13 protein-coding genes and 1 pseudogene are annotated in these 12,304 nt (G+C 70.5%); 7 read left to right on the top strand and 7 right to left on the bottom strand.

What is annotated here, in order from left to right; translation table 11 throughout:
* Positions 1–88: 88 nt before the first annotated feature.
* The 3 genes from ACZ4SW_RS04110 to ACZ4SW_RS04100 form a co-directional block, all read right to left on the bottom strand.
* Entirely contained in the window at positions 89–805 is a 717-nt protein-coding gene (locus ACZ4SW_RS04110) for a transglycosylase SLT domain-containing protein (protein ID WP_468237648.1), read from the bottom strand.
* 335 nt (positions 806–1,140) lie between these two features.
* Complete coding sequence (locus ACZ4SW_RS04105) at positions 1,141–2,190, bottom strand: S-adenosylmethionine:tRNA ribosyltransferase-isomerase (RefSeq protein WP_468237645.1); 1,050 nt, start codon at positions 2,188–2,190, stop codon at positions 1,141–1,143.
* Positions 2,187–2,882 (bottom strand): SDR family NAD(P)-dependent oxidoreductase, encoded by a 696-nt coding sequence (locus tag ACZ4SW_RS04100; RefSeq protein WP_468237642.1) that lies wholly within the window; start codon positions 2,880–2,882, stop codon positions 2,187–2,189. The genes ACZ4SW_RS04105 and ACZ4SW_RS04100 overlap by 4 nt, the downstream gene beginning before the upstream one ends.
* Positions 2,883–3,070: 188 nt before the next feature.
* Here ACZ4SW_RS04100 and ACZ4SW_RS04095 point away from each other — a divergent pair, with 188 nt between their 5' ends.
* The 3 genes from ACZ4SW_RS04095 to ACZ4SW_RS04085 all read left to right on the top strand — a co-directional run bounded on the left by ACZ4SW_RS04095 (position 3,071) and on the right by ACZ4SW_RS04085 (position 5,209).
* On the top strand, positions 3,071–4,216 hold the full coding sequence (locus ACZ4SW_RS04095) for a GAF domain-containing sensor histidine kinase (RefSeq protein ID WP_468237639.1): 1,146 nt from the start codon (positions 3,071–3,073) through the stop codon (positions 4,214–4,216).
* Positions 4,209–4,850 (top strand): response regulator, encoded by a 642-nt coding sequence (locus ACZ4SW_RS04090; protein WP_468237636.1) that lies wholly within the window; start codon positions 4,209–4,211, stop codon positions 4,848–4,850. The genes ACZ4SW_RS04095 and ACZ4SW_RS04090 overlap by 8 nt, the downstream gene beginning before the upstream one ends.
* Positions 4,851–4,966: 116 nt before the next feature.
* Complete coding sequence (locus ACZ4SW_RS04085) at positions 4,967–5,209, top strand: chaplin (RefSeq protein ID WP_468237634.1); 243 nt, start codon at positions 4,967–4,969, stop codon at positions 5,207–5,209.
* Positions 5,210–5,446: 237 nt separating this feature from the next.
* On the opposite strand, the gene ACZ4SW_RS04080 is transcribed toward ACZ4SW_RS04085, so the two are convergent.
* The gene (locus ACZ4SW_RS04080) at positions 5,447–6,229 is read right to left on the bottom strand and encodes a hypothetical protein (RefSeq protein WP_468237632.1); all 783 of its coding nucleotides are present in this window, start codon (positions 6,227–6,229) and stop codon (positions 5,447–5,449) included.
* Positions 6,230–6,380: 151 nt separating this feature from the next.
* On the opposite strand from ACZ4SW_RS04080, the pseudogene ACZ4SW_RS04075 reads away from it, so the two are divergent.
* The 3 genes and pseudogenes from ACZ4SW_RS04075 to ACZ4SW_RS04065 form a co-directional block, all read left to right on the top strand.
* Positions 6,381–6,911: pseudogene (locus ACZ4SW_RS04075) on the top strand (ABC transporter ATP-binding protein); the annotation flags it as partial.
* A gap of 325 nt (positions 6,912–7,236) precedes the next feature.
* A complete protein-coding gene (locus tag ACZ4SW_RS04070; protein ID WP_468237629.1) occupies positions 7,237–7,689 on the top strand; it encodes an NfeD family protein in 453 nt (150 codons plus the stop codon).
* 129 nt (positions 7,690–7,818) lie between these two features.
* A complete protein-coding gene (locus ACZ4SW_RS04065) occupies positions 7,819–8,790 on the top strand; it encodes an SPFH domain-containing protein (protein WP_468237627.1) in 972 nt (323 codons plus the stop codon).
* Between the two features lie 124 nt (positions 8,791–8,914).
* On the opposite strand, the gene ACZ4SW_RS04060 is transcribed toward ACZ4SW_RS04065, so the two are convergent.
* The 3 genes from ACZ4SW_RS04060 to ACZ4SW_RS04050 all read right to left on the bottom strand — a co-directional run bounded on the left by ACZ4SW_RS04060 (position 8,915) and on the right by ACZ4SW_RS04050 (position 10,953).
* On the bottom strand, positions 8,915–9,421 hold the full coding sequence (locus tag ACZ4SW_RS04060; protein ID WP_468237624.1) for an HNH endonuclease: 507 nt from the start codon (positions 9,419–9,421) through the stop codon (positions 8,915–8,917).
* Positions 9,422–9,585: 164 nt separating this feature from the next.
* Positions 9,586–10,125, bottom strand: coding sequence for a YbhB/YbcL family Raf kinase inhibitor-like protein (locus ACZ4SW_RS04055; protein WP_468237622.1), 540 nt, complete (start codon positions 10,123–10,125; stop codon positions 9,586–9,588).
* A gap of 45 nt (positions 10,126–10,170) precedes the next feature.
* A complete protein-coding gene (locus tag ACZ4SW_RS04050; RefSeq protein ID WP_468237619.1) occupies positions 10,171–10,953 on the bottom strand; it encodes a sporulation protein in 783 nt (260 codons plus the stop codon).
* 196 nt (positions 10,954–11,149) lie between these two features.
* Here ACZ4SW_RS04050 and ACZ4SW_RS04045 point away from each other — a divergent pair, with 196 nt between their 5' ends.
* On the top strand, positions 11,150–11,791 hold the full coding sequence (locus ACZ4SW_RS04045; RefSeq protein ID WP_468237617.1) for a DNA-3-methyladenine glycosylase: 642 nt from the start codon (positions 11,150–11,152) through the stop codon (positions 11,789–11,791).
* Positions 11,792–12,304 lie beyond the last annotated feature (513 nt).

Here is a 12,304-nt window from a genome sequence, read left to right as displayed (position 1 = left end):
CAACGGGGAAGGGCGGCACCCGGCAGGGTGCCGCCCTTCTGGCTCCATGTGACCACGTGCGACATGTGCGACCGAGGTCCGCGCGGCCTCAGTACGCGCTGTTGACGTTGTCCATCGAGCCGTAGCGGTGCGCCGCGTAGTTGGCGGCGGCGGTGATGTTGGCGACCGGGTCGTAGATGTTCCACGAGGTGCCGGACACGTGGTAGGCGCGGAAGGTCGGGTCGATGACCTGGAGCAGCCCCTTGGAGGGGATGCCGTTGCGGGCGTTGATGTCCCAGTTGTTGATCGCCGCCGGGTTGCCGGACGACTCCCGCATGATGTTGCGGTACAGGCCGTTGTACGAACCCGGGATGCCGTGCTGCCGCATGATGTCCAGGGACTGGCGGATCCAGCCGTCCAGGTTGTTCGCGTAGGCCTTCGCGGCGACCGGCTGCGCTGCGGGACGCTGCGCGGAGCGGCTCGCGGGCTGCTGCGCCGGGCGCTGCGGGGCGGCCTGCTGGGTCTTGTGCTGCGCCTGCTTCTTGACGGCGTCCTGGGCGGCCTTCTGCTTGGCGGCGATGGCCTCGGCCTTCAGGCCGGAGGCGGCCATCTGGTCGGTGACGGCGACCTTGAGGGTCTTGACCGGCTGGTTGCCGACCGTCGCCGGGACCGCCGCGGCGACGGGCGCCTCGTGCGCGGGGGTCTGCGCCTCGCTCGGCACGGCGGTGAACGCGAGGGCCGCGGCACCGAGAGTGGCCGTACCGGCGATGGCGAGCTTATGGGCCTGGGTGAGCGCGCGAGCGCGACCGAGAATGTTCTTGGGCATTACTGATTGACCTCTTCGAATTGCGCGGAGGTCGCTCTGGCGCCGGCGGAAGAACAGGTGTTTCCAGCACAAGCGCCGCGGGTACGAGACCGCGGCGCCGAGCGACGGAAGCAATTCTTAGCGGCCGCAAAATGTCTCGGCAAAGGTGTGACCTACTACGCCGGATAGTGCTCCGAGGAGGGGCAAAACCGGGCAGATCGACCCACCTACCCCGCTCAAAAGGTCCTTCGTCGTCTCCTATGCGTCTTCGTATGTGACGTGGGCCCTATGCGCGTCCTCACATTCGCCCGACGCGACTCTTACAAAGAGTTGCTGGAGCAATGCTCTGGGTGAGGCTAATTCGGCGGCAGGATGAGATGCGCGTCACCGAATTCGTGCCACAGATACCGCCCGGCCAGCGCCATCTCATAGCCACGGTCGATCGCCGCCCGCCCCGCGACCGCCTCCAACATCAGCAGATGCGAGGCCCCCGGCTCGTGCAGACCGGTCAGCAGCCCGTCGACCACCCGCACCCCGCGTGCGGGCGTCACCACCAGATCGGTCCAGCCCTCCCGCGCCCGTACGACACCGTCGGCACCGGCCGCCGACTCCACGGCCCGCACGGCCGTCGTACCGACCGCGATCACCCTCCGGCCCGCCGCCTTCACCGCGTTGATCAGCCACGCGGACGTCTCCGGCACCGCGAAACGCTCCGGGTACGGCGGCTCGTGCGCCTCCGCGGACGCCACCCCGGTGTGCAGACTGACCGGCGCGAACCCCACCCCCCGGCTCACCAGCTCCGTCACCGTCCGCGCGGTGAAGGGCCGCGCCGCACTCGGCATCTCCGCACTGCCGGCGCCGTCGGCGGACGGCAGCGCGAACACCGTCTGATACGCGGCGAGCGGCTGGTCCCCGTCCGTATAGGAGTAACGGATGGGCCGCCCGTGCCGGCCCAGCAGCCCGGACATGTCCCCATCCGACGGACGGGCCCACCACAGGCGGTCGCTCCGCCCCGACAGGGGCTCCTCCAGAACCAGCCGCACATCCTGGGGGAGGGACACCTCGATCCCCGCGGGCCCTCCCGCACGCGCGCGCGTGGTGCCCCTGCCGTCCGGATCCCGCAGCTCGACGGCCCACCGTCCGTCGTCGCCGCGCGTCGAGAAGTGCACCACCACGCGCGCGTTCCCGATCCTCCCGTCCACCGCGGCCGCCAGCGTCGGCGAGGTGTTCACGACGAGCAGGTCCCCCGCCCGCAGCAGCCGCGGCAGCTCCGGGAACGCGTGGTGCGTGACCTCGGTGCCCCGCGAGACCAGCAGCCGCACCGAGTCCCGGTCCCGGCCCGGGCCCCGCTGCTCGGCCGGAATCCGCGCCGACAGCTCCTCGGGGACCCGCAGCGCCGTCCTCACCGTGTCTCCAGCAGGGACGGTGCACCGTAGCGGCCGCTCGCCGGGCGCTCGTCCAGCAGCCGCAGGAACGCGGGCACCACGCTCTCCGGCGCCGGCCGCGGACCGACGTCGTCCGGTACGGCCGCCGCGTACAGGTCCGTCGCCATGTCCCCGGGGTCCACCGTCCACACCCGCAGCCCCGGCTCCTCCACGCCGAGCACCGCCGCCAGATGGTCCAGCGCCGCCTTCGACGCCCCGTACCCGCCCCACGTCTCGTACGCCTCGGCCGCCGCGTCCGAGCTGACGGCGATCACCGTGCCCGCCTCCGACGCCCGCAGCAGCGGCAGCGCCTCCTGCACCAGGCCCAGCGCGGCGACCGCGTTCACCTCCAGCGCCCGCCGCAGTCCGGCCAGGCTCAGCTCCTCCAGCCGGACCAGGGGCTCCGCGCCCAGCGCGCTCGCGTTGTGCACCAGCAGGTCGAGACCGCCCAGCCTCCGGGCCGCCGCCACCAGGTCCGCACGGTGCCCCGCGTCCGAGACGTCCCCCGGCAGGCCCTCCACCCGCGTCCCGTACCCGGCCAGCACCTTCGCCGCCTCCGCCAGGACGGGCGCGGTCCTGGCGTCCAGCACCAGATCCCAGCCGCGCCGCGCCAGCGCCGCGCCGAGCGCCCGGCCCAGCCCCTTGGAAGCCCCCGTGATGATCGCAACCGGCATGATGACCGTCCCCTGGTTCCGTGGCCGCCGGTGATCGGCGGTGGCCTCACCGTAGGAACGCCGTCCGCGCCGCCGCCTCGGACGCGGGCCGCAGAGAACCAGGGCCCTTCGCCCTAGGGCCGGGGGACCAGGGCACGGCCGCCACGCGTCGGATACGCAGTGTCACATCTCACCGGTACGGTGAGGTCATGAGTCATGGACCCCGGTCGGGCCTGTACGCGGTCAGCTCCGCGCTGCTGGCCATGAGCAGGCACCTGGAGGTGCGCGACGTCCTGAAGACGATCGTCGCCTCGGCCCGCGAGCTGCTCGACGCGGAGTACGCGGCGCTCGGTGTGCCGGACGACCACGGCGGCTTCGCCCAGTTCGTCGTGGACGGCGTCTCCGACGAGCAGTGGAAGGCCATCGGCCCGCTGCCGCGCCAGCACGGCATCCTGGCCGCGATGCTGCACGAGGCGAAGGCGGAGCGGCTCGCCGACGTCCGCAAGGACCCCCGCTTCGAGGGCTGGCCGAGCGCCCACCCCGAGATGTCCGACTTCCTCGGCCTGCCCATCCGCGACGGCGACGAGGTCATCGGCGCGCTCTTCCTGGCCAACAAGCGGTGCCCGAAGCCGGACGGAGGCTGCGGCTTCACCGAGGACGACGAGGAACTGCTGTCGATCCTCGCCCAGCACGCCGCGATCGCCCTCACCAACGCCCGGCTGTACGAGCGCAGCCGCGAGCTGACCATCGCCGAGGAGCGCTCCCGGCTGGCCCATGAGCTGCACGACGCGGTCAGCCAGAAGCTGTTCTCCCTGCGCCTGACGGCCCAGGCGGCGGCCGCCCTGGTCGACCGCGACCCCGGACGGGCCAAGGGCGAGCTGCAGCAGGTCGCCGCGCTCGCCGCGGAGGCCGCCGACGAACTGCGCGCCGCCGTCGTCGAGTTGCGCCCGGCCGCCCTCGACGAGGACGGCCTGGTCGCCACCCTGCGCACCCAGGTCCAGGTCCTGCACCGCGCCCACACCGCGCGCGTGACCTTCTCCAGCCACGGCGTACGCGCCCTGCCGGCCGCCCAGGAGGAGGCGCTGCTGCGCGTCGCCCAGGAGGCCCTGCACAACGCCCTGCGGCACTCCGGCGCCGAGCGGGTCGAGGTGACGCTGGACAAGCGCGGCGCGGGCGCCGTGCTGCGCGTCACGGACGACGGCAGCGGATTCGACCCCCGGGCGACACGCCGGGCGGGGCGCCACCTCGGCCTGGTCTCCATGCGCGACCGGGCGAGCGGGGTCGGCGGCACGCTGACCGTGGAGTCGGAGCCCGGGAAGGGCACCACGATCGAGATGGAGGTCCCTGGTGGCTGACGCAATCAAGGTGCTGCTCGTCGACGACCACCAGGTGGTCCGCCGCGGGCTGCGCACCTTCCTGGAGGTACAGGACGACATCGAGGTCGTGGGAGAGGCCTCCGACGGCGCGGAAGGGGTCGCCCGCGCCCAGGAACTGCATCCGGACGTGGTCCTGATGGACGTCAAGATGCCGGGGATGGACGGCATCGACGCCCTGCGCAAGCTCCGCGAGCTCGGCAACCCCGCGCGCGTGCTGATCGTGACCAGCTTCACCGAGCAGCGCACGGTGGTCCCCGCACTGCGCGCGGGCGCCGCCGGGTACGTGTACAAGGACGTGGACCCCGACGCGCTCGCCGGAGCCATCCGCTCGGTGCACGCGGGCCACATCCTCCTTCAGCCGGAGGTCGCCGGCGCGCTGCTGTCGCAGGAGGAGGCCACGGCGGGCCAGGGCAGAGCGGGTTCCCTCACCGAGCGGGAGCGCGAGGTCCTGGCCCTGATCGCGGACGGCCGCTCGAACCGGGAGATCGCCCGCGCGCTGGTCCTGTCGGAGAAGACGGTCAAGACCCATGTGTCGAACATCCTGATGAAGCTCGACCTGGCGGACCGTACGCAGGCGGCGCTGTGGGCGGTCCGGCACGGCGTTAACGGCTGAACGGATCTTCATACCGTCGGGTGTATGTCACCCGGGTGGCGCATCCTCAGTGGATCTCGGCCGTTCTCCAAGGCGTGCTGCGGACCTGCCGCAGTGATCGCAAGGAGGACTCGGAAGTGAAGAACCTGAAGAAGGCCGCAGCCGTGACGATGGTGGCCGGCGGCCTGCTCGCCGCCGGCACGGGCATGGCCTCCGCCCACTCGGCCCACGCCGACGGCAAGGCGGTGGGCTCCCCGGGTGTCGTCTCCGGCAACGTCGTCCAGGCCCCGGTCCACATCCCGGTGAACGCGGTCGGCAACACGGTCAACGTGATCGGCGCCCTCAACCCCGCCTTCGGCAACCTCGGCCTCAACCACTGAGCTCCGCAAACCCGCCGCGCATCACCCAGCCTCCCGGCCCATGCCCGGGAGGCTTCGGCGCATCCTGATGCCCTCCCCCTCGTTCCGCCTTCCTCCCCGGGCACCGGCTCCTTGCGGCCGGGGGAGGCGAGATCAGCCCGTCCGGCGCTCAGGACGAGGCCGCTCACGCCGACGGGGGTCTGGGGGCGGAGCCCTCAGGGACGCCCGCCCACCCCGGGGGCGCCGACAACCCGGCGGTCACCCCCGCTCCCGCTGCTCCACGATGGAGTTGTACGCCGCGACCTGCGCCCGCCGAGCCGTCCGCTCCACCGGCCGCAGCGCCTGCGCCCGCGCCGCCATCTCCGACGCGCTCACCGCCCCGCCGTGCCCGTTCCGGTACGCCAGTGACAGCAGCAACGCCACCCGCCGGGCCAGCTCCAGCACCCGCACAGCCCGCGGCGGATACCCCGGCGCCAGCACCTCCCGGCCGTGCTCGGCCCGCGCCCGGTACGCGTCGATCGCCGCCTCCGCCACCGGCCCCGACCCCGCCACATCCAGGCGCGACAAGACCTCCGTCGCCTCCCGCAACGCCTCCGCCAGCTCCCGCTCGGCCTCCCCGAGCGAGGGCACGTCGGCGGGCGGCGCCTCCCGCACCGGCAGACAGTGCCAGAGGACCTCCACATGCCGATCGCCCTCCGGCCCCGCCCCGGCCACCGAAGGCACCAGCCCGAAGGCGGCCCCGTAGCAGACCACCGCCTCCTCGGCCTCCAACGCCCGCGCATTGAACTCCGGCGGCCCGCTCAGCCCCAGCGGATGCCCCGGCGCGGGCAGCGCCACCCGCAGCCCGGTCACCCCGAGCGTGCGCAGCCGCCCCAGCGCGAGCGTGAGACCGACGGGTGACGCCTCACCCGGCAGCCCCTCCACCCGGTGCACCGCATCCTCCTCGACGATGGCGGACGCGGCGTCGTCCGGCGAAACAAGTCCGGCCAAAAGGGCATTTCCCCATGCGGCCAGCCGTCCTGAGCGTGGTTCCGAGAGCATGCCCCCACCCTAAGGAGCCGACCTATGGAATAGGCCGGGCGGCCGGTGGCGTAGATTTCGTGGGGGCTGCGCCCACCGGCGTGGCGGACCGCGCCCACAGGCGTACGCGAGAGCCGACACAGGCCACACTGCAAGGGGAGACAACGCGCTCATGAGCGATGTTCTGGAGCTTCAGGACGTATCCGTGGTCCGCGAGGGCCGGGCTCTGGTGGACCAGGTCTCCTGGTCGGTCAAGGAGGGCGAGCGCTGGGTCATCCTCGGCCCCAACGGCGCCGGCAAGACCACGCTCCTGAACGTCGCCTCCAGCTACCTCTACCCCAGCAAGGGCACCACCACCATCCTCGGCGAGACCCTCGGCAGGCCCGGCACCGACGTCTTCGAGCTGCGCCCCCGCATCGGCATGGCCGGCATCGCCATGGCCGACAAGCTCCCCAAGCGGCAGACCGTCCTGCAGACCGTGCTGACCGCCGCGTACGGCATGACGGCCGGCTGGCAGGAGGAGTACGAGGACGTCGACGAGCAGCGCGCCCGCGCCTTCCTCGACCGCCTCGGCATGAGCGAGTACCTCGACCGCAAGTTCGGCACCCTCTCCGAGGGCGAACGCAAGCGCACCCTCATCGCCCGCGCCCTGATGTCCGACCCCGAGCTGCTGCTCCTCGACGAGCCCGCCGCCGGCCTCGACCTCGGCGGCCGCGAGGACCTCGTACGCCGGCTCGGCCGCCTCGCCCGAGACCCGATCGCCCCCTCCATGATCATGGTCACGCACCACGTCGAGGAGATCGCCCCCGGCTTCACCCACGTCCTGATGATCCGCCAGGGCAAGGTGCTCGCGGCCGGCCCCCTGGAGCTCGAGCTGACCTCGCGCAACCTCTCCCTCTGCTTCGGCCTCCCGCTCGTCGTCGAGCAGGTCGGCGAGCGCTGGACCGCCCAGGGCCTGCCCCTGTCCTGACCTTCCGAAACCTCCGCGAGGAGCCGGTTCCGCCCCACTGTGCGCCCTGTGCGCGACCATGTCCGCGGCCTACCATGACCGTGTGGACATCGACGCGTGGGTGTGGTGGCTGATCGGCGCGGCGGCGCTCGGCATCGGACTGGTGATCACCGCGATGCCGGAGCTCGGAATGCTCGCGGTCGGCGCCGTCGCGGCGGCCGTGGTCGGTGGCCTCGGCGGCGACGCGGTCTTCCAGGTCGCCGTGTTCGCCGTCGTCTCGGTCGCGCTCATCGCCGTGGTCCGGCCCATCGCAGCCCGGCACAACGCCCAGCGGCCCCAACTCGCCACCGGCATCGAGGCGTTGAAGGGCAGGCAGGCCGTCGTCCTGGAGCGCGTCGACGCGAGCGGCGGCCGCATCAAGCTCGCCGGCGAGGTCTGGTCCGCCCGGCCGCTCGATGGCCAACTCGCCTACGACGTGGGCCAGGAAGTCGACGTCGTGGACATCGACGGGGCCACGGCGATCATCATGTGACCTCGAACGACGCAACTGCGCCGAACAGCCCACGAGGTACACGACGGTCTGTCACACTCGACCAGCAAGATCTTCAACAACCGTAAGATCCCACAGGCGCCGAGGCGGAGAAGGAAGCAGGGAATCACGATGGGACCGGTCGTCATCGTCCTGATCATTCTGGTGGTGTTGGTCTTCATCGCCCTGATCAAGACGATCCAGGTCATCCCCCAGGCGAGCGCGGCCATCGTCGAGCGCTTCGGCCGCTACACACGGACACTGAACGCGGGCCTGAACATCGTGGTCCCGTTCATCGACTCCATCCGCAACCGCATCGACCTGCGTGAACAGGTCGTGCCGTTCCCACCGCAGCCGGTGATCACCCAGGACAACCTGGTCGTCAACATCGACACCGTCATCTACTACCAGGTGACCGACGCCCGGGCCGCCACCTACGAGGTCGCCAGCTACATCCAGGCCATCGAACAGCTCACCGTCACCACGCTGCGCAACATCATCGGCGGCATGGACCTCGAGCGCACCCTGACCTCCCGCGAGGAGATCAACGCGGCCCTGCGCGGAGTCCTCGACGAGGCCACCGGCAAGTGGGGCATCCGCGTCAACCGCGTCGAGCTGAAGGCCATCGAGCCCCCGACCTCCATCCAGGACTCGATGGAGAAGCAGATGCGCGCCGACCGTGACAAGCGCGCCGCCATCCTCACCGCCGAAGGCACGCGCCAGGCGGCCATCCTCACCGCCGAGGGCGAGAAGCAGTCCGCGATCCTCAAGGCCGAGGGTGAGGCCAAGGCCGCCGCCCTGCGCGCCGAGGGCGAGGCCCAGGCCGTCCGTACGGTCTTCGAGGCCATCCACGCCGGCGACCCCGACCAGAAGCTGCTCTCCTACCAGTACCTGCAGATGCTCCCGAAGATCGCCGAAGGCGACGCCAACAAGCTCTGGATCGTCCCCAGCGAGATCGGCGACGCCCTCAAGGGACTGTCCGGCGCCATGGGCAACTTCGGTCCCCTCGCAGGCGGATCCGGTGGCAACAGCGGCTCCTCGGGATCCTCGGCCACCAACGGCGGCACGGGCACGGAACGCCGCGAGAAGCCGTCCATCGACTGAGCGGCGTCCGGCCGGTCGGCGGCGTCCCGCGCCCCGAAGGGGGCGCGGGGAACTGCGCGACCGACCACGTACTGACCGCAGCCCACGAACCACCCGCGGAGTGCCGGTTCGGCCGGCGGAGCGCTCACGCCGCGCTCTGCGACAGCCACCCCGGAAGCGCCTCCAAGTCGTCCTGCCCGAGCGCCAAGAGCATCGCGTCCGCCGGCGTCGGCTCGAACGGCTGCCGCAGCAGTGTCATCCCGGCCTCCTCCGGAGTCCGGTTCGCCTTGCGGTGGTTGTCCTCGGCACACGCGGCGACCGTGTTCAGCCAGGTGTCGCCACCACCCTGCGACCGCGGCACCACGTGGTCCACGGTCGTCGCCCGCCTCCCGCAGTAGGCGCACCTGTGCCTGTCCCGCACCAGGACACCCCGCCTCGACCACGGAGCTTGTCTTCGGAACGGCACCCGTACGTATCTGCACAGCCTGATGACCCGGGGCGCCGGTATGTCCACATCCGCGCCCCGCATACGGAGTTCGGGGTGGGCCTGCTCGACCACGGCCTTGGCCTGCAGCACCAGAACGACGGCTCGGTTCAGCGTCACCGTCGACAGCGGCTCGAAACTCGCGTTCAGCACCAGCGTGTCACGCATCCAGCCCACCTCCTGTGTGCACCTGCCCACCCCGTGGCGGGCTGGATCAACTCTGGCCGGGCACGCCGAGATGGACAACGAAATAAAAAATGCCCGCCTCTGATCACTTCCAAGACCAGAGGCGGGCAAACGTTCAATGAACGTCAGTCTTACGGGGGCCTGCGTCAGCCCTCGGCGGGATTCTCGTACTCACCGATGAGCTGGGCGCGCGCCAGCGCGTGGAACCGCAGGTTGAAGCCGACCACGGCGGGAGAGGCGTCCGAGTCCGGGCCGAGCTTCTCCCGGTCCACGGCGTACACCGTGAACACGTACCGGTGCGGTCCGTCCCCGGGCGGCGGCGCCGCACCGCCGAAGTCCTTCGTCCCGTAGTCGTTGCGCGCGTGCACCGCACCCTCGGGCAGTCCCTCGAACTTCCCGCTGCCCGCACCCGCCGGCAGCTCGGTGACCGAGGCCGGGATGTCGAACAGCACCCAGTGCCAGAACCCGCTCCCCGTCGGGGCGTCCGGGTCGTAGCACGTCACGGCGAAGCTCTTGGTCTCCGGTGGGAAGCCCTCCCAGCGCAACTGCGGCGAGGTGTTCCCGGCGGAGTGGACCTGAGCGTCCTTGAGCCTGGCACCCGCCTCGACGTCCTCGCTCGTCACCGTGAACGAGGGCACGGGCGGATGGAAGTCGTGCGGCAGCGGCGGCCTCTTGAGCTCGGTCACCTCGGTACCTCCCAGTCAGTGGATCAACCGATTCCACATCCGAGCCTAGAACCAGCTGCGCTTGCTTCCGACCTCCGACAGCCACTGATGGAGGTACGCGGCCCAGTCGGTGCCCTGGAAGTCGTTCAGACCGACCTTGAAGGCCCGGTACGAGTCGCTGCCCTCGCTGAACAGCCCCGGCTTCTTGTCCATCTCCAGGACGACGTCCATCTCGTACCCGTCGGCCACGAAGCTCAACTCGACCTGGTTCAGGCCACGGTACTGCGACGGCGGGAAGAACTCGATCTCCTGGTAGAACGGCAGCGACTGCCGCGTCCCCCGGATGTGCCCGCGCTCCATGTCCGCGCTCTTGAAGCGGAAGCCCAACTGGATGAACGCGTCCAGGATGGCCTTCTGCGCGGGCAGCGGATGCACGTTGATCGGGTCCAGGTCGGTGGAGTCCACGGCCCGCGCGATCTCCAGCTCGGTCGTCACCCCGATGTGCATCCCGCGCAACGCCTGCCCGTCAATCATGGTGATCGGGGTCTCCCACGGAATCTCCAGCCCGAACGGCACGGCGTGCACCGCCCCCGCCTGGAGTTCGAAGGCACCACCGAGCCGCACCTTGGTGAACTCGATGTTCTGGCGGTACTCCTCGTCGCCGCTCTCGACCTCGACCTTGGCCTGGAGACCGACGTTGAGGCCCTCGATCGCCTGATTCACGGAGCCGCCCTGGATCCGCACCTCGCCCTGGACGACACCGCCCGGCACGACATTGACCTCGGTCAGCACCGTCTCGACCGACGCCCCGCCGGCCCCCAGGCTCGCGAGCAGCCGCTTGAACCCCATGAAATCTTCCCTCCCAGGCAACGTCGTGCCCCGTAGCCTCGTAATCCGTGCGATCCGCAGACCTGTGCGATCCGTGGATCCGTAGACACGCGATCCGGCCAGGAGCCGGTTCCGCGTCCCACCGTCCAACCCTTCCAAGGACGAGGACCCTCGACCACCCTTGGGCACACACCCATCTGGACTACGCTCGTACGCCATGATCGCGACCCCCGACCGTACGCCCCTCCCCAGGGAGTTCTTCGACCGGCCTGTACTCGAGGTCGCGCCCGACCTCCTGGGGCGCATCCTCGTCCGCACCACACCCGACGGCCCGATCGCGCTGCGCCTGACGGAGGTCGAGGCGTACGACGGCCCGAACGACCCGGGGTCCCACGCCTATCGCGGCCGCACACCCCGCAACGACGTCATGTTCGGTCCGCCCGGTCATGTGTACGTCTACTTCACCTATGGCATGTGGCACTGCATGAACCTGGTGTGCGGTCCGGTGGGCAGGGCGAGTGCCGTACTGCTCCGGGCCGGCGAGATCGTCGAGGGCGCCGAGCTCGCCCGGAAGCGACGACTCTCGGCCCGTAACGACAAAGAACTGGCCAAAGGCCCGGCCCGCCTGGCCACGGCCCTGGGCGTGGACCGAGCTCTCGACGGCACGGACGCCTGCACCACCGGAGAGACTCCACTGCGCATGCTGACCGGTGCGCCGGTGCCTTCTGACCAGGTACGAAACGGCCCACGCACCGGCGTCGCCGGCGACGGAGCCGTCCACCCGTGGCGCTTCTGGGTGGCCGACGACCCGACGGTGAGCCCCTATCGGGCCCATACGCCCCGGCGGCGGCGGAGTTGACGCGTCCCTGGAGGATGCGTAATGTAGCCCGAGCCGCTGGAACGGTTACGGCGTTCAGCCAGCAGCCGAGGCGGCCAACCCACTACCTGCGACTCCCTCTCAGAGGGCGGATTTCGGCGTGCCTGCATGCCCGGAATTCGAACTCGGAGAACTCGATTATGAGTTACGACGGGAATCGGCTAACGTAGTGAATGTCGAAAGGCCGGGGCCGAAAAGGCCGAGGCCCGAGACAATCCCGCCGACCGGGAATCGGATCGAGAAAAGATCTGATAGAGTCGGAAACACCGAAGGGAAGCGCCCGGAGGAAAGCCCGAGAGGGTGAGTACGAAGGAAGCGTCCGTTCCTTGAGAACTCAACAGCGTGCCAAAAGTCAACGCCAGATATGTTGATACCCCGTCTCCAGCCGAGATGGCTGGGGCGAGGTTCCTTTGAAGAAAACACAGCGAGGACGCTGTGAACAGTCGGATCATTCCTCCGATTGTTCCGCTCCCGTGTGTGTCACCGGGATAGCCC

It is taken from the genome of Streptomyces sp. NPDC028331 (assembly GCF_055565775.1).
The sequence above is the reverse complement of the archived record's forward strand: the minus strand, read 5'-3'. Positions and strand labels throughout refer to the sequence as shown.

Excerpts from the sequence above, each read along its gene's own strand:
- ACZ4SW_RS04110 (WP_468237648.1), bottom strand. The coding sequence starts at position 805 with ATGCCCAAGAACATTCTCGGTCGCGCTCGCGCGCTCACCCAGGCCCAT.
- ACZ4SW_RS04100 (WP_468237642.1), bottom strand. The coding sequence starts at position 2,882 with ATGCCGGTTGCGATCATCACGGGGGCTTCCAAGGGGCTGGGCCGGGCG.
- ACZ4SW_RS04095 (WP_468237639.1), top strand. The coding sequence starts at position 3,071 with ATGAGTCATGGACCCCGGTCGGGCCTGTACGCGGTCAGCTCCGCGCTG.
- ACZ4SW_RS04080 (WP_468237632.1), bottom strand. The coding sequence starts at position 6,229 with ATGCTCTCGGAACCACGCTCAGGACGGCTGGCCGCATGGGGAAATGCC.
- ACZ4SW_RS04070 (WP_468237629.1), top strand. The coding sequence starts at position 7,237 with ATGTCCGCGGCCTACCATGACCGTGTGGACATCGACGCGTGGGTGTGG.
- ACZ4SW_RS04065 (WP_468237627.1), top strand. The coding sequence starts at position 7,819 with ATGGGACCGGTCGTCATCGTCCTGATCATTCTGGTGGTGTTGGTCTTC.
- ACZ4SW_RS04060 (WP_468237624.1), bottom strand. The coding sequence starts at position 9,421 with ATGCGTGACACGCTGGTGCTGAACGCGAGTTTCGAGCCGCTGTCGACG.
- ACZ4SW_RS04050 (WP_468237619.1), bottom strand. The coding sequence starts at position 10,953 with ATGGGGTTCAAGCGGCTGCTCGCGAGCCTGGGGGCCGGCGGGGCGTCG.
- ACZ4SW_RS04045 (WP_468237617.1), top strand. The coding sequence starts at position 11,150 with ATGATCGCGACCCCCGACCGTACGCCCCTCCCCAGGGAGTTCTTCGAC.